Below are 15,602 nucleotides of genomic sequence, written 5' to 3'. Positions count from 1 at the left end.
GCAGGGGCGCGTAGCGAAAGCGCAGCAAACCGCCGTCTGTCGGACTCTCAGCTACCAGTCGTTCTGGTCGCCCTGCGGCCGCCACGGCTCGTGCTCGTGCGAGAGCCAGACCTCCGCTGCGTCGAGCGCGCGGACGAGCCGCTGGCCTTCGGTGCGCGGCTCGTCGAGCTCGGCGAAGAAGACCGCCGTGTCGCCGGCGATGACGACGCGACGCCCGTCCGTCTCGACGACGACCACCTGCGAGCCCCGTGTGTGGCCCGGCGCCGGGACGAGCCGCAACCCCGGCAACAGCTCGAGCGTGCCGTCGACGGGCACGTACTGCGCCCCGGCGACGTCGACCCACTCGCGGATCGTGTAGTCATCCTGGCTGAGTGCGTCGTCGAGCTCCTGGCGCTGGACGTAGATCGGCCTCCCGGTGAAGAGGTGGTTGCCGCCGCAGTGGTCGAAGTGCAGGTGCGTGTTGACGACGATGTCGATGCTGGCTGGGTCGAAGCCAGCCTGCTCGTTCAGTGGGATCAGGCGTGGATCCATGTCGGCCACCGCCGGGTGCAGCTGCGTCAGGCCGGTGTCGACGACCACGCGCGCCTCGGGATGGTCGATGACGTGCACGTAGACCGGCATCCGCTCGTCCTCAACGAGCAACTCGGCTACGAGAACCGGGGTGACGGTCGGCGGCGAGACTCGACTACCGGCTACCTCACCCTGCCAGGGTCGTGGATCACTCATAAGGGACGCCTGCTGCAGGTGGATCGTCGTACCCGGCAAGGGCGGCGTGATCGATGGTCATGAACGTCATCATCCCTTGATCGACCCCCTGGTATCGATGCTCAGGCGCCCTGGACCCGGACCCGGGCGCACGCGATGAGCGCTTCGAGGTCGAGACCGTAGGTCGGACTGGCAGCCTGCTGGTACGCGTCCAGGCGACCCGCTGCGCGCTCGACGAGCCGGGAGGCACCAACGGCGTTTCCGCGCGCCTGGTGGGTCAGGCCCACGCACAGCTGCGCCAGGCCCTGCCACAGCTCGCGTTCCTCGTCCGGGCACGACTTCCAGCGGACCTCGAGGGCCTCGTGCGCCGCGAAGGGACGGCCCTGGTCCAGCAGAGCGCGAGCGTACGCCAGGGTCCCTTCCGGCGAAAGCGGTACTTCGGAGATGGGCTCGACGCCCGTAGCGCCGTACGGCAGGGGCCGTCCAAGGGCGTCGCGTGGTCGAGCCTGTTGTGCTCGCCCTTGTTCGTTTCGATCGCGATCGCCAACCACGTCAGGTCCGGTTCGCGATCGTCAGAGGCACGACGGCGCGGGCACTCCGACCACGTGTGCCGGGCATGGCCACCTCAGGGTGGCGGCGCACATGGGCGACCGGTGACTTCATCTGCATCATTACCCTCCCGTCGGGGACGTTGGGCTGTCCGACCAGGGCGATCAGACACCCTGTCTGCCACCATACGGGCGCTCGGGCTGGCTGGGCAGTGGCGCGTCCTTCCGCCTGGATCGTGTCCGGGTCAGGACCTCGGCGACTGTGTCGGATCCTCGGGAGGCGCGAGTCGTTGTAGCAAGGCCCGTGCCAGGTATCCGTACGCCCCGTCGAGCAGGTCAGGGGCGCGCCGCCTCACCTCGTCTGCGGCCCCGCACGCGTCGAGGGCGTGCAGGATGGCGTGGCGCGCTTGGTCATGCGGCACCCGCTCGTAGGCAGCAACCAGGTCGGGAACCCACGCGGAGTCGGGCAGCTGCCACAGCAAGCCCGCCGCTGCCACCACCTCCGACACGTCACCTTGACGCAGCCGAGAGGCGGCGATCGCAGAAGCACGCGGATCGCCGAGATCGGCGAGGTGCCGGTAGGCCCCTACGGCGGCGAGGTGGTCGAGGGCCTCGGGCGTCCCGATCCGCGCCAGAGCGGCGTGGACATACGGCTGCCGCCACGAATCGAGCTGCAGCGCCGTGAGCACCGCCACGACCTCTGGGCCGCCGATGCGCGCCAGAGCGCGCGTCACGGCGTGTGGCGCGACGCCCCGACGTGCCGCATCGACCAGAAGTCCCGTGGCTTCCGGCGACCGCACCCGCGCCAGCCGCTGTACCGCCGACAGGTCGCCGGACTCCGCACCGGCCACAAGCAGCAAGGCCTCGACCTCGTCCACATCAACGCCGAGATGCTCCTCGACAGTGTCGTGCAGGTATGCCCGGAACGATGACCAGCGGGTGGTGCTCTCCTTGTAGTTTTCCCAGACCTCCCACTCCTCGCCGGGACTAGGACCGCCGACCGGGACCAGAAGCGAGCAGTTGGCGTCGAAGCCACGCGCGATGGCAAGCGCCTGCTGCATCGGCCGGTGATCACGCACCTCGTCACCCTCGAACACAGGCGTCGGGTCGACCCCACCATCGGCCGCATCGATCTCGTCTTGCAGCTCCAGCCATATCTCGACCGCGTGGGGATCGACCTCGACGTACGGACGGACTTCAGAGACCGGAAGGAAGCCCCATGCCTCGTCGAAGTCACCCGCCCGATACGAACTCGTCGTCAGGGCACCCATGGTGTCGCCGTACGCACCATCGGAGAGCAGCAGGAACTGCCGGTACGACGGCGGAAGATGCACGCCCAACCTACGCTCGACAGCGGCAACAGCGGGCTCGGTAGCTGGCCGGCGGAGGAGGCTGCCGGTGCGTGCGGCCGCTTCGACGGGGCGCTCCAGGACCCCGAGGCGCGCCAGACAGGCAGCGCTCCACTGGCGCAACAACCCGTCAAGGTCGTCGGCCGGCCACTCTCCCAGTCGGACCACCCCCCGCACCCTAGAGTCGGGGCCGCCACCGCGCAGCCGATCTCCCCACCCGGAAGCGTCACGAGTGCTGCCCCGGGGGCCTGTCGTTTGCTCCAACGATCGCGCGTTGGTGGATGAACGCGTGGTGCGGTCATTCCGCCGCCGGTGAGCGCGGGACACCACTGCTTCCAAACGCAACCGGGCTAGGCTCGCGGGCATGTTCATGCTGCATGGACGCTTGGCCGCCAAGCCTGGTAAACGCGAAGAACTGCTGGCCATACTGGCCGAGGGCGAACACCGCGAGCCGATGCCAGGGTGCCGGCTGTACTTGGTCGCGGTCGATGAGACCGACGCGGATGGCGTCTGGATCACAGAACTGTGGGAGTCCGAAGATGCCCATACCGCCTCACTGCAGCTGGACCGGGTCAAGGAGCAGATCACACGCGCGATGCCGATCCTCGACACAGAGGGGTTCAAGCGCCAGCAGCTCGAGGCGCGGGCGGGCATTCCCGACTGACGGACCTAGGAACGCTGACGCAAGGTCCGATGCGTCGCGTGTGCGTCATTCCGGCTCTCCTGACTGATCCGTGGGTCATTTCCGGCCGGGGAGTGCGGGTCGGTGGCCGCCGAGGTTGAGCATGGCCAGGGCGATGAGGGCGTCTGGTGACTTGAATCCGAACGCGACCCTGGTGATCAGGCGGATCTTGGTGTTGACCGACTCGATGCGTCCGTTGGACAGGCCGTGCTCGATCGCGGCGAGGATCGAGGGCCTATGTTTGACGATGCGGCGTTGGAGGTCGACAAAGGTCGGGATGCGGCAGCGACGCGCCCAGCCGATCCAGGCCTGGAGGGCCTTGGCGGCTTCGTCGTAGCCGAGCTGGAAGACGAGCCGGAGTCCTTCCTTGAGTAGGTAGGCCCTGTGCAGCGTGGGGTCGGTCTTGGCGATCCAGGCCAGCTTCGCGGCCTGTCGGGTGGTGAGGTTCTCGGGGTTCTTCCATAACGCGAAGCGGGCGTGCTTGAGGGCCTTCGCGGCGCCGGCGGCGTCTTGACGGATGCGTCCACGTGACCATCGGATCCGGTCGGCGCGGCCGCCTGGTCGGCTGCGGGCGGCGTTCCATGCTTGACGGCGGACGTCGTCGAGGGCCTCGGTGGCCCACTTGACGATGTGGAAGGGGTCCGCGCACCGCACCGCGTTCGGACACCGGTTGGCGACCACGGCGCTGATCCAGTCCGCGCCGTCGGCACTGACGTGGGTGATCTGGGCGCAGCGTTCCTCGCCGAGGGCGTCGAAGAACTGCTCCAGGGTTGCCTTCTCCCGGCCGGGTGCAGCCCACACCAGCCGACCGGAGTCGTGGTCGACCACCACGGTGAGGTACTTCTGCCCTCGCTTGTAGGAGATCTCGTCGATCCCGATCCGTCGCAGCCCGGCGAACCGGTCGTGCACGGCCTCCACGTCCGCCCAGACCCGGGTGATGATCGCCCCGACGGTGCGCCAGGCGATGCGCATCAGCTCGGTGATCGCGGTCTTGGAGCACTGCGTGGCCAACCAGGCGACCTGCTCGTCGAAGGCGAGGGTGTGGCCGGCGTCGTGCCGCGCCCACGGCACCGCTGCCACCGTCGGGCCATGCACCGAACAGTTCACCCGCGGGGCGTCGGCCTCGAGGAACACCTGGATCGTGCCCAGGTCCAGCGCCCGCCACCGACGTCGTCCCTCCCCGCGGTCGTAGGCCGACGACCGTCGCTGGCACCGTCCGCACCGGGCACGTGCCCGGGCACGTGCCCGCACATGGGCGATGAGCCGCAGCTCGTCCTCGTCGTACTCGACCGACTCGATGACCGTCTTCTCGACCCCAAGCAGGGCGCGCCATAAGGTGGCGTTCTGCACGCCGTTCTCCGCTCTGTGGTTCCTGTTCCTAGACAGCTCAGAAACCTAGATAGGGAACGGCGTGCGCTCGTTCAGGCGCGCTCAACCACCCACGGAAGGGTCAGGAGAGCCGTCATTCCGCCGCGAATGACCAAGACCCTCAGCCTGCGTGCTGCTGAACGACGTTGAGCACGTTGCCATCGGGAGCGCGGACGAAGAAGCGAGTCACGCCCCATGCCTCGGTTGTCAGGGGATGCACGATCTCGTACCCACGCTCCTGTGCCTGGCGGTAGGCGGCTTCGACGTCGTCGACCATGACCGTGACCACGGGGTCCACGGGCGCGGTGGCATCGCTGGTCATCACCTGGAGCGTCGCCCTGGATACCGGCGACGTGTGGCGGGCCACCCAGCCCAGGTTGAACTCCTCTTCGGCTAACCCGAGGTAGTCGGTGTAGAAGCTCCTGGAGGCGGGGAGGTCGGGTACGTGGAGGTCGGCGATGATCTGCGTGACGCGGATGCGCGACGTGTCGGCACTCCCAGCTGGGCCGGTCACGCCTGAGGTCTTCTCTGGCGCGGCTCCCAGGAGGTGGATCCAGCGCGGATCATGCTGGCCCGACCGGCGCTCGAGTTCGCGCACCAGCGGTTGCGGGCGGCTCGCCATCCGGCGCAGGCACTCCTCGACCTCGCCCCGGTCGGCGAACCCGTGCAACCGCTCAGTGCGGGTGCGCAGCTCACCCGGCGCCTGCGCGCCGCGGAGCAGCAGCACCGTGAGCAGCGCCCGCTCATCGGGCTCGAGGGCGAGGTGCTCGTCGAGGATCTGGTGGTACTTCAGTGTCCGGCGCCCGGTGTCGGACCACACGATCCGCAGCAGCCCGCGCTCCTTGAGCGACTTCGCGGTCCGCTCGACGATCTGCTGGTCGAGGTCGGTGACGGGGTCGCGGCTGCTCGTCTGGTTGCACGCCGACACCAGTGCGTTCGCGGAGAGGGGATAGGTGGCGGGCACGGTCGTCTGCTTCTCCAGGAGGCTGCCAAGGATGCGCTGGTCAGTCGCATCGAGGGCGGGGAGTTCTCTCACGTCACGACCTTAAATCTGCCTTGGCACGATTGCGGATCGAACAGCGTCTTTTCGCCGCCTACCGGCGACGCCATCCTGCGGACGATGCCGGGCTCAACGCGTCGCACCCAAAGCGGGGCTAGATGCCGAGACATCCCTCGCGGACGTGGCCTCGCCGCGGCGTCGTGCGTAATGGTCGCGTGGACGTGATAGTTCGGCTCGCCACCAAGCGCCGTTCTCGATCTGCTCGAGCCGGTCAATGACGAGGTCCCCATTCGAAAACTCCTCGACCTCAGCACGGGTCAGCGGCCAGGGTGGGCCCGTCACCGCGGAGTGTTCCTCCCTGGTGGTCGCCAAGACCAGCAGCGTGCCTTCCGGTGCTACCAACGCTGCGATGTTCCGTGCGGCGGCTGAGTGCTGCTCAGGCGGCATCGACTGCACGGTGAGACTCTCAACAACCAGGTCGAAGTTCCCTTGCCACTCACGAGGAAGGTCCATGACGTCGGAAACGAGGTAATTCACCTCGCTGGCCGGATACCGCCGCCGCGCACCGGCAATCGCCGTCGGCGCGAAGTCAAACCCCGTGGTCCGAAATCCGAGCAACACAAGGAACTCGGCGTCCGCCCCGTACCCACACCCAACCACCAGCGCCTCGCGGCCACCTCCCGCGAGGTTCCGCGCCTTGGCCCACTCCACGAGCTGTGGACGAGGGCCGCCGTGGTCCCAGGGCGGCCTGTCCCCACCCGCCTCCGCGCCCGCGTACATCGCCTCGAACATGTCCGATGGCTCGCTCGTCACGGCTCGAGACTACCGACCACGGCGTCTCGCGGCACCCGTCGAGAACAGAGGAGGCATCGGGGACTGCTGTGCGAATCGGTGTCAGGCCTGGCCTGTCCCAGTCCTCCGCGGGTGTCTCCAGTCCTGCCCGTTACCCGGCTTTCGCAGGAAGCCATCCTCGTCAGAAGCCGAGCGGATCGGACTCTCCCTCGGACGCGCCGCCAACCTCACCGCCCAGCCGGAGGTGCGTCCTTCCGCCGCGACAGGGAGGCGAATGCAAGCCTCGGAGACCCGGACTAGCCCGCGAGGTGACTCCACGCAGCTGCCAGCTCGCGCCAGGGGCCGGTCGCGGCCACCTCGCCGCCAACGAGGACCACGACCCGGTCGGCCTGAGCGAGCGCGGCCCGTTTCGCGGTAGCACCGATCACGGTGGTCCGCCGTTGCCGGAGGGCGGCCCACAGCTCGATCTCGGTAGCGGCGTCGAGGGCGCTGGAGACGTCGTCGGCCAGGAGCAGCTCGGCGTCGGCAGCCAGCGCCCGTGCGAGTGCAAGCCGCTGGACCTGTCCGCCGGAGAGCCGGACGCCACGGTGCCCGACGAGGGCGTCCTTCCCGCCGGCTTCGTCGATGTCGCGTGCCAACCGGGCGTCGGAGACCGGGTCGTCGAAGTCCCGCCGGTGGCCGAGGAGGACGTTGTCGGAGAAGCTGCCGGACAGCACCCGCGGCACCTGGGCGACGTAGGCGACCTGCGCGGGCCGGAGGAACGCTTGGGGATCGGTGACCTCCCGACCGTTCCAGAGCAGCGCACCGGAGTGCTCGATCAGGCCGGCGAGCGCGGCGAGCAGGCTGGACTTGCCGGAGCCGACTTGCCCGACCAGCAGCACCAGCTCGCCGGCCTCCACGGTGAGGTCGACGCTGCTGACGCCGATCGTGCCGTCGTCGTGGACCGCCGAGAACCCGGAGAGCTCGAGGCGCTCCAGCGACACGCGCTGGACCGGCTCGGGTTCCGGGGCGTCCCCGCTGACGAGGTCCACCCGCGACGGAAGGTCCATCAGGTCGGCGCCGCCCGCGAACCGGCTGGTCTCCTTCTGCCAGGCGCGCGTCCCCGGCGCCTCTGTGACGACCATCCCGGCGACCCGGCCGAACCAGTCGAAGCCGCCGACCGCGTTGGCCACCAGCAGGGCGATCGCGAGGCTCCAGCCGCCCGAGAAGTAGATCGCCCAGGCCGCCACGACGCCGCACTGCACCATGACCATGGGCACGCCGTCGAGGAAGGCCTGGACCCGGTGCTCCTTCACCGCCGCAGCGACGCGTCCGGAGTCCACGCGGCGCAGGTGAGCATGGACCTCGGGGACGGCGGCCGCCAGCTTCACGGTGCGCGCGGAGTCCAGCGCCGAGACGAGGGCGCGGCCGAACCCCGCCCGCGCCGTGGACGCGGCTGCCGCCGAGCGGCCCGCGATGGGCCGGCCTAGCGTCGAGGCCAGTGCCGAGGCGACCATCACGGCGAGCAGCACCGCACCGGCCAGCCAGGTGCCGGCGAGCAGCGCGGTGACGCCGGCGATGATCAGGCCGTTGACGAAGTCGACCCAACGGTCGGCGTACCGCGCGTAGCGGTCGGCGTCCATCGAGCGTGCGACGACCTCGCCGGGCGGAGTCCGCACCAGACGGCGCTGCCGGGTCTGGCCGTAGAGCACCGCCATCCGGGCCCGGAGCATCACCTCGATCCACCAACGGGGGTAGCGCCCGAAGGCGTTGGCCAGCAGCACGGGCGCAGTGAGCAGGCTCACCACGACCGCGCCGGTCAGCCACGTGGGGCTGCCGCCACGCTGAAGGTCCTCGACGACGCGTCCCCAGAGCAGCCCGGTGACGGCCCCTTGCGCGCCGGCGAGGGAGACGACCAGGAACAGGAGAGCTCCCAACGCACCCCAGGCCGGACGCACCGCCAACGCGTGCGCGATGCCGCGCGCCAGGGAGGGACCCGTGCCGACGTCCTCGATCTGCGGCGGCGGGCCGGAGCGACGGCGGCCGCCGACACCGGTGTGGTCCGCCTCGGAGAGCTCGGCCGCGACGACGCCCTTGGCGTCAATGCCGTCCCCGGCGGGATGGTCGTGACCGTGCTCGGTGTGGCTGGCCTCCAGCAGGTCGCGGAACGGTCCGGTCGCGAGGGCGAGCTGCGTGCGGGCGCCCTGCTGGACGATGCGCCCGCGCTCGAGTACGGCGACCAGCGGTGCCCGCTCGATAGTGGAGAGCCGGTGGGCGATGAGGATGCCGGTCCGGGCCGCGAGCAACCGGTCGGCGGCCGCCACCACGCGGCGCTCCGTGAGCGGGTCCATGCGCGCGGTGGCCTCGTCGAGCACGACCACGCGCACGTCACGGACCAGAAGGCGGGCGAAGGCGACGAGCTGTTCCTCGCCGGCCGAGAGCGTCGTGCCGCCGGGGCCCAGCAGGGTGTCGAGGCCGTCGGGCAGCCCGGCGACCCAGCCGTCCAGGCCCAGCTCCGCCACCGCCGCCTCGACCGTGCTGCGCGGGGTATCGGCGAAGAGGGTGATGTTCTCCGCGAGGGTGCCCGCGAGGATCTCCGTGCGCTGCGTGACCACCCCGACCGAACGCCGGAGGCGCTGGAGGTCCAGCTCCCGGACGTCGGTGCCGCCGAGGAACACCGTCCCTCGTGGCGGCTCCATCGCGCGCGAGACGAGCGCAGCCAGCGTCGACTTGCCCGAGCCCGTGCGGCCGACCAGGGCGACGGTCTGGCCCGCGGGGACCTGCAGGTCGATCCCCTGCAACGCGAACGTCCCCTCCGCGTAGGAGAACCGAAGACCGCGCAGCTCCAGGTCCAGCGGTCCCTCGGACAGCGGGCTCCCTCCCTCCGGCTCGGGCGGGACGGCGAGCATCTGCCGCAGTCGGATGACGGCTCCGAGGCCGGCCTGCAGGTCCGGCAGGTGGTTGGCAACCATCGCGATCTGGCCGACGAACGTCGAGGTGACCAGGAACAGCGTCACCAGCTCGGCGACCGAGAGGCTGCCTCCGGACGCGAGCGCCACCCCGGCGACCGCAACGCCCGCAAGCAGCGCGTGGAGCAGGACGCCGGCCCGTCGGACCAGGCGGCTCTCGATGTCGACGACGGCCTTGAACTTGGCGTGCACGTCGGCGGAGAGCCACGCGACGCGCCGCAGCACGTGCGCCTGGCCCAGACTGGTGCGCAGGTCATCGCGCCCGGCGATCCCCTCCTCGAGCACGGCCGCGTGGTCGGTCCACGCCATCTCCTCGACCACCTTGCGGCGCGCGATCTCACCGAGCAGCGACCGGATGGCGAACCACGTGACGCCGGCGAGCACCGGAAAGAGGATGAAGGAAGGCCACCAGGTAACCCCGGCGACCACCCACATCGGCAGGGTGGCGAACAGGGTGCGGGCCAGCATCCAGATCTGCCACCGAACCAGGTTGCCCACCTCGTGGGAGTCGTCGTCGATCCGATCGAGGATCTCGCCCACTGCCTGCTCGCTCAGCGCGGCCAGCGGCTGACGCAGCGCCGCCTGGAGGAGGTCCTCGCGCAGCCGGCCCTCCGCGCGGTCCGAGCAGCCGACCCAGGCGATCTTCCCGGACGTGTCGACCACGGCGGCACCGACGACGCAGATCGCGAGCAACCAGACCAGGCTCCGGGTCGGGTCCTCGGCGAGCTTCCCGGCCACGACGGTGCCGAGCGTCATCCCGACGGCTCCCACCGCGGATGCGACCAGCGCGGCCATCGCCACTGGGCTCTTCATCCGTGACGTGTCGATCCTGCGGGACGGGTCGGACCCCTCCTGCGGCGGGCGCTGCTGGTCCGGTGTGACGGTTTCGGTGGTGAGCGCGGTCATGATGCGACCACGCTATGCGGGATCGGCTGCGGTTTTCTCCTGGTTTTTCCGCGCCGGGGAGTCGCCCGCCGCACTGGTCACCGTCGCCAGAACAGGTGGTGCACGACCCCGGCGGTCGGGCTGGGCACGATGTCGCGGTGGTACCAGTCGAGGAGGTCGTCCGGTGAGTTCCAGAGCCGGGATCCACGACCGAGCTCGACGGGGGCGACCGCGACGTGCAACGTGTCGATCAGGTCGGCGTCCAGGAACTGTCGAATGGTGTTGGCGCCACCGCCCAGCCGGACGTCCTTGCCGTCGGCGGCCTCGAGCGCGAGCTCCAGCACCGCGGCAGGAGAGCCGTTCACAAAGTGGAAAGTGGTGTCGGACAGCGAGAAGGACGGTCGCTCGTGATGGGTCATGACGAAGACCGGGGTGTGGAACGGCGGCTCCTCGCCCCACCAGCCCTTCCACCCGTGGTCAGCCCAGGGGCCGCGTTGAGGGCCGAACTTGTTGCGGCCCATGATCTCGGCGCCGATGTTGCGGTGGAAGTCGCGGACGAGGTAGTCGTCGAGTCCTCGGCTGCCGCCGGGCTCGGTGCGCGTGGGCCAGCTCGCCGTCGCGCCAGTCCAGGAGAACAGCGCCGCCGGGTCGGCGTGGCCGAACGGCCGCTCCAGGCTCTGCCCGTCGCCGGCGCCATAGCCGTCGCTGGACACGTTGAAGTTGTGCACTCGGACCATCTGCTTCACTGCGCTGCTCCTTCATGGATGCGGTGTCGTCCAGGTCGACCCTTCAACTCGACCAGACTCATCGCGCCACACGCGATGCTCGACGGAGATGGACTCCTGTCCAACCAGCGCGGCGACGTCGTGGAGCGAATGATCAAGATCGCAACCGGGCCCTTCTCATCAACCCAACTCCCTGAAGTCAGCAGCTCTCAGAACGTCCTGAGCCGCGAGCGCAGGGGAACCTTCTGACGTGCCGGAATGAAGGTGCGTGGCCCCAGCGACCGTGTCAGGGTGGCGCGCATGACGGACACCTGCGAGCTGCTGCACCAGTTCTGGGGCATGCCTGACGCCGAGGTGAAACCCCTTGGGGGTGGAATGAATTCAGAGACCTGGCTGGTCGAGCATCAAGGCTCGACCTATGTCGCGAAGCGAGTCCCGCCCTCGGCCGTCGCCGACCTGGTCGCCGGCGGCGAGGTCGCCGCGACACTCGCCAGGGCCGGCTTCGTCACCGGACCGCCGGTGCCGACCCGCGACGGAAGGCTCGTGCTGGTCGAGCACGCCCTGGCGCTACTCGAGCACGTGCCCGGCCGTGAGCTCGACGGCGAGTCGGACGAGGAGCAGCGCTGGATCGCCGAGACGCTCGCTGGTGTGCACACGGCTGGGATGCCGGAACTGGGGTCAAGGACGGCGACCTTCCAGGCGGACTGGCTCTCGCTGCGGCTGCCCGGTGTCGACGCCCACGCCTGGCTGGGTCGCGCCATCGAGGGGGTACGCGCCGAGACCGACCCGATGGCCGTCACCTGGTCGGTGCTCCACACGGACCCGGCTCCCGAGGCGTTCGTCCACGACGACATCACCGGGGTCACCGGTCTCATCGACTGGGCCGGGGCGAAGCGGGGGCCGGTTCTGTACGACGTGGCGTCCGCAGTGATGTATCTGGGTGGGCCCGTGCGAGCTCGGGCGTTCCTCATGATCTACGAAGCGCTGGGCCCGCAGGTTGCCGGCGAGCTGCAGCTCTTGGACGCGTTCCGACGCTTCCGGTGGGCCGTGCAGGGAGCGTACTTCGCGTGGCGGCTGGCCGCGCACGATCTCACGGGCGGCGTGGAGCAGGCCGATAACGAGCGTGGCCTCGCAAACGCCCGCTGCGGGCTCGACGACCTGGGCCTCGACGTCACCTGACTCAACGGGGTTCGCCAGGTCGCGCTCGCGCCACGAGTCAGCGAGTCACTTCGTCCTCGCGGCCCTGCGCGTGTGAGAGCAGGCCGAAGTCGAGAAGCACGGCGACCGCGACACCGTTCGCGTCGTACCCCACCCACGCCGGGTGCTGGTCCTTGCCACACATGAACGCAGCCGCCAGCGTCCGTCCATCGGCCTCCATCGAAACGATCGACTCTTCAAGCGCCCGATTGAAGATACCCTGCATGTACAGGTCGTCCGCGAAGAGCGGTTGCAGGACGGCCGCGTCGGTGATCTCGTAGAACGCTCCGAGCGAGGAGTCGGAGTCGAGCTGGAACTGGCCATCGTCGGCGAGCGGCTGCCACGTGGCCACACCGGCGACCGTGCCGACCGTGGCGGCCACCGGCACCACCTCGCCCGCGCCGGTCTCGGTGCGGGTGCGCGTGATCACGGTGACGGCCGTCGGGTAGTCCTTCGCACCCATGCCGATCGCGGGGGTGGTGGGCGCAGTCTCGGGGAACCAGGGGTCGGCGATGGCGAGTGCTCCCCATCTCGTCGACAGCGTGGGCCCGGCCTTCGACGACAAGGTCACGGTCTCCCGCTCATAGCGGCGGTTCTTCGGAAAGACGTACCTGGCGCCGAGCTCCACGAGGTGATGTGGCTCCACGATGATGCCGCCGGGCACATCTGGCCGTTCGAGGCTCTCCTTCAGCCGCTCCATCACCACGGCCCGCTCAGCACGCGGCAGGGCAAGCACTGTCTCGATGAGTTCGTAGATGTTCCGGCTCACCCGTAGAACGCTAGTGGCGAGTGAAGGCGCCCACTCAGATATGCGTCCTTCCGCCGGTGGGCGGAGCCCGACGGCCGCCTGGAGGCCACCGCTCCTCGCCGAGTTCCTCAGGGAGCGGCGCGAGGAGATCGAGGCGTCCGACAGGTCATCCAGCTGATCCTTGAACTGATCTAGCCGCCATCCACTCGCAACTGGGAGATGGGGGACTCTTCAGCTCTCGAGGCAGACAGCCTTCGCGACGGCAGGCAGCAGCAGCCGATAACCAACGCCGCTGAGGTGAACACCGTCCCCGTTGAACGCTCGAGAACCATGAGGTCGGAGCAGGGCGCGGGAGTCGATCAGCCGGGCGGAGGTTGATTCGGCGACAGCGGCGGTCGCACCCCGATACGCATCCAACACCGCGTTGGTTCGCTTCCCCGTGCCGAGTCTCGATTCGTCCACACCAGGTGGAGCCATCACCACCCACAGCCGGACCGGGCGGCTGACCACAAAATCCTTCAGCGTGCGGTGAAAGACGCTCACCGGCACCTTGTTCCACGGTGCGCCATCGTTCGTGCCAACGGAGACAACGACGACGTCGTCGGTTGTCAGGAGCGCATCATCACCCTGCTGCTCGAGATCGAGCACGGTGGCGCCGCCGACTGCCGCATTCAATACTCTCTCGCCGAGACGAGGGAGCTCGCGCTGGATGCGAGAGAGGTGGCTGTCTCCCAGCAGAACAATGCGCACCGCCAAGACACTAGAGCGTCATCGCCCGGGCGGTACTCGCCGACTACAGCACGCGCTCTTGGCTGGCCGTACTCCGCGGTGATCAGCCGGACATGGTCAATGGAACTAGTAGCCGCAAACCGCTGGGTGGATGCGCGGAGACTGCCTAGCCTGTCTGAATGAGCGATGTGAGGCCGGTGGCGCGTACACAGCCGCTCCAGCGCGGCTCCGACAGAACGATGTTGGAGAGCATGCTCGACTTCTACCGTGCAACGGTGGTCAACAAGGTGGCCGGTCTGACCGACAACCAAGCGTTTACCGCGACCGTCCCGCCCTCTGCGCTGACACCAGCCACCGTGGTCAAGCACCTGACCGGAACGGAACGGTACTGGTTCAGCATCGACTTCGCGGACCTCGACGTGACCCGGCCGTGGACCGACGACGACCTGCACGGCAACTTCCAGATCGAGCCCGGCGACACGCTCGTGACGATCGTGGCCGACTACGTCGAGGAGTGCGCGAGATCTCGCCGCGCGGTCGCTGATTTCCACCTCGACGATGCCGCCCGCGGCGACGGCATGGACTTCACCCTGCGCTACGCGATGATCCACATGATCCAGGAGACCGCACGGCATTGCGGTCATCTCGACTTGTTGCGCGAGGCGACGGACGGTGCCGTCGGCGGGTGAATGATGTGTGTGCCGCACCGGCGCAGCCTGGCTGCACCAAGGCGGTGTCCGGTCAGTTTGGCGGGAGCTCGGTCAGTGGTGGCGCCGCTTGATCCTTGGCGGATACCTGCGACCGGTCATCCGCGTCGATGGCGAGAGGCCATTGGATGCCGGCGGTGAGGGGGCTGATCGCGACGCCTGCCATGCCGGCGACCCACTCGTGGTCGAAGCAGTACAGATATTGCGAACCACCAGCGCTCAGAGACTGGAAGCCGTTGGCCACGCCTTGGGGGACCAACACCTGGGTTCCTGGTGCGAGACGCAGCTGCTCCACGTTTCCCCGCGTGGGAGATCCGGCCCTGAGGTCGAGGTAGGCGCCGAAGGCCTGTCCCGAGGCGATGGCTACCAGCTTGTGCATGCTCTCAGCGTGAAGCCCCCTCACGGCGCCCCGTCTGGTCTCGGTCAGGTTCACCTGCAGCCACGGTCCCAGGCTCGGCAGACCCGCCGATAGCCATGATGACTCGCGGTAGAACTCGCGGACCGTGCCCCGCTCGTCCTCGACCTGACGCATCCGGATCACCATGAGGCCTTCGATCTCGGTGGCACGGACCACCATCTCCTGCACACGGGGCCATGACTGCGTCGACGCGGGGGTCATCGTGTCAGGCCTGTAGGTTCTTCACCATCGACTCATTGGGGAAGGCCGCCAGCTTTCTCGGGACAAGGCGGAGAGTGGATCTCGCTGCTTCCCAGGCAAGATCCCGATCGGCGCTCACAGGGTGCAGCACTCAAATGCCGATGACAGCCAGTGTCGGTTGAGCGCCACCCCCGATCACAGTCTCGCCAAGGCCGCCCGAAAGATCCCATCAGGGTCGTGAAGGATCCGACACCCGTCTCTAAGCACCTTCTTGGTACCGGAATCGAGGGGAATGGCCGCCCATGAAGGCGGCACGACCCCCAGCTCGACCTGGAGGCCGCTACGCAGTCGCACCCGGCGCTCTCTCAGTGGTCCCCACATCTGATCACGTATCAACTCTGCTCTTGGGTCGAAGGAGACTACCCAGTCGAGACCACGACTGTGCTTGGCGGGATTGTTCGTGAGCAGGACCAGGTCAACGTCGCTGCCCATCCGTGGGCGGTTGCACGCGTAGGAACCGACCAAAGCCAAACCTGAGACATCGGCCTGGGCACTGGCCCATTGCGTCACCGCCGTCATGACGCTCCCGGCGTGCTGACGCCGTCGCTTGAGTCTCGCCGT

Annotated in this window: 15 protein-coding genes; 3 read left to right on the top strand and 12 right to left on the bottom strand. The window is 68.8% G+C overall.

All coding sequences use genetic code 11. The features are described from left to right. Positions 1-51: 51 nt before the first annotated feature. The 3 genes from H9L09_RS10940 to H9L09_RS10930 all read right to left on the bottom strand — a co-directional run bounded on the left by H9L09_RS10940 (position 52) and on the right by H9L09_RS10930 (position 2,770). On the bottom strand, positions 52-621 hold the full coding sequence (locus tag H9L09_RS10940; protein WP_246455958.1) for an N-acyl homoserine lactonase family protein: 570 nt from the start codon (positions 619-621) through the stop codon (positions 52-54). 206 nt (positions 622-827) lie between these two features. After that, entirely contained in the window at positions 828-1,256 is a 429-nt protein-coding gene (locus H9L09_RS10935) for a DUF309 domain-containing protein (protein ID WP_187577011.1), read from the bottom strand. Between the two features lie 242 nt (positions 1,257-1,498). Continuing rightward, positions 1,499-2,770 (bottom strand): SMI1/KNR4 family protein, encoded by a 1,272-nt coding sequence (locus tag H9L09_RS10930; protein ID WP_187577010.1) that lies wholly within the window; start codon positions 2,768-2,770, stop codon positions 1,499-1,501. Between the two features lie 196 nt (positions 2,771-2,966). Between H9L09_RS10930 and H9L09_RS10925 the strand changes: the two genes are divergently transcribed. Then, a complete protein-coding gene (locus H9L09_RS10925; RefSeq protein ID WP_187577009.1) occupies positions 2,967-3,266 on the top strand; it encodes a putative quinol monooxygenase in 300 nt (99 codons plus the stop codon). Between the two features lie 75 nt (positions 3,267-3,341). On the opposite strand, the gene H9L09_RS10920 is transcribed toward H9L09_RS10925, so the two are convergent. The 5 genes from H9L09_RS10920 to H9L09_RS10895 form a co-directional block, all read right to left on the bottom strand. Further along, entirely contained in the window at positions 3,342-4,634 is a 1,293-nt protein-coding gene (locus H9L09_RS10920) for an ISL3 family transposase (RefSeq protein WP_187577008.1), read from the bottom strand. 139 nt (positions 4,635-4,773) lie between these two features. Continuing rightward, positions 4,774-5,688: a DUF480 domain-containing protein gene (locus H9L09_RS22060; RefSeq protein WP_246455956.1), complete on the bottom strand. Its 915-nt coding sequence runs from the start codon at positions 5,686-5,688 to the stop codon at positions 4,774-4,776. A gap of 93 nt (positions 5,689-5,781) precedes the next feature. Then, positions 5,782-6,465 (bottom strand): class I SAM-dependent methyltransferase, encoded by a 684-nt coding sequence (locus H9L09_RS10905; protein ID WP_187577007.1) that lies wholly within the window; start codon positions 6,463-6,465, stop codon positions 5,782-5,784. Between the two features lie 275 nt (positions 6,466-6,740). After that, a complete protein-coding gene (locus tag H9L09_RS10900; RefSeq protein ID WP_187577006.1) occupies positions 6,741-10,298 on the bottom strand; it encodes an ATP-binding cassette domain-containing protein in 3,558 nt (1,185 codons plus the stop codon). 77 nt (positions 10,299-10,375) lie between these two features. Then, complete coding sequence (locus tag H9L09_RS10895) at positions 10,376-11,014, bottom strand: dihydrofolate reductase family protein (RefSeq protein WP_246456508.1); 639 nt, start codon at positions 11,012-11,014, stop codon at positions 10,376-10,378. A gap of 288 nt (positions 11,015-11,302) precedes the next feature. On the opposite strand from H9L09_RS10895, the gene H9L09_RS10890 reads away from it, so the two are divergent. Further along, on the top strand, positions 11,303-12,181 hold the full coding sequence (locus H9L09_RS10890; protein WP_187577004.1) for a phosphotransferase enzyme family protein: 879 nt from the start codon (positions 11,303-11,305) through the stop codon (positions 12,179-12,181). A 37-nt stretch (positions 12,182-12,218) separates the two neighbouring features. Here H9L09_RS10890 and H9L09_RS10885 read toward each other — a convergent pair whose 3' ends face one another. Beyond that, positions 12,219-12,968, bottom strand: a complete 750-nt coding sequence (locus tag H9L09_RS10885) for an addiction module protein (protein WP_187577003.1) — start codon at positions 12,966-12,968, stop codon at positions 12,219-12,221. 210 nt (positions 12,969-13,178) lie between these two features. Further along, positions 13,179-13,697: an SGNH/GDSL hydrolase family protein gene (locus H9L09_RS10880; protein ID WP_187577002.1), complete on the bottom strand. Its 519-nt coding sequence runs from the start codon at positions 13,695-13,697 to the stop codon at positions 13,179-13,181. Between the two features lie 167 nt (positions 13,698-13,864). On the opposite strand from H9L09_RS10880, the gene H9L09_RS10875 reads away from it, so the two are divergent. Then, complete coding sequence (locus H9L09_RS10875; RefSeq protein ID WP_187577001.1) at positions 13,865-14,365, top strand: DinB family protein; 501 nt, start codon at positions 13,865-13,867, stop codon at positions 14,363-14,365. Between the two features lie 52 nt (positions 14,366-14,417). Here the strand turns inward: H9L09_RS10875 and H9L09_RS10870 are convergent, their stop codons facing one another. Both H9L09_RS10870 and H9L09_RS22790 read right to left on the bottom strand, forming a co-directional pair. After that, positions 14,418-15,002: a dTDP-4-dehydrorhamnose 3,5-epimerase family protein gene (locus H9L09_RS10870; RefSeq protein ID WP_223163996.1), complete on the bottom strand. Its 585-nt coding sequence runs from the start codon at positions 15,000-15,002 to the stop codon at positions 14,418-14,420. Positions 15,003-15,176: 174 nt separating this feature from the next. Further along, positions 15,177-15,560, bottom strand: coding sequence for a nucleotidyltransferase domain-containing protein (locus H9L09_RS22790; RefSeq protein ID WP_187577000.1), 384 nt, complete (start codon positions 15,558-15,560; stop codon positions 15,177-15,179). Between the last annotated feature and the right edge of the window lie 42 nt (positions 15,561-15,602).

It is taken from the genome of Nocardioides mesophilus (genome assembly GCF_014395785.1).
In the GTDB taxonomy this organism is placed as follows: domain Bacteria; phylum Actinomycetota; class Actinomycetes; order Propionibacteriales; family Nocardioidaceae; genus Nocardioides_B; species Nocardioides_B mesophilus.
This window is presented reverse-complemented; position numbering and strand designations above follow the sequence as displayed.

Bases quoted from the DNA above. Each gene is read 5' to 3' on its own strand.
- H9L09_RS10870 (WP_223163996.1), bottom strand. From the start codon at position 15,002: ATGACCCCCGCGTCGACGCAGTCATGGCCCCGTGTGCAGGAGATGGTG.
- H9L09_RS10890 (WP_187577004.1), top strand. From the start codon at position 11,303: ATGACGGACACCTGCGAGCTGCTGCACCAGTTCTGGGGCATGCCTGAC.
- H9L09_RS22790 (WP_187577000.1), bottom strand. From the start codon at position 15,560: ATGACGGCGGTGACGCAATGGGCCAGTGCCCAGGCCGATGTCTCAGGT.
- H9L09_RS10900 (WP_187577006.1), bottom strand. From the start codon at position 10,298: ATGACCGCGCTCACCACCGAAACCGTCACACCGGACCAGCAGCGCCCG.
- H9L09_RS10940 (WP_246455958.1), bottom strand. From the start codon at position 621: ATGCCGGTCTACGTGCACGTCATCGACCATCCCGAGGCGCGCGTGGTC.
- H9L09_RS10895 (WP_246456508.1), bottom strand. From the start codon at position 11,014: ATGGTCCGAGTGCACAACTTCAACGTGTCCAGCGACGGCTATGGCGCC.
- H9L09_RS10925 (WP_187577009.1), top strand. From the start codon at position 2,967: ATGTTCATGCTGCATGGACGCTTGGCCGCCAAGCCTGGTAAACGCGAA.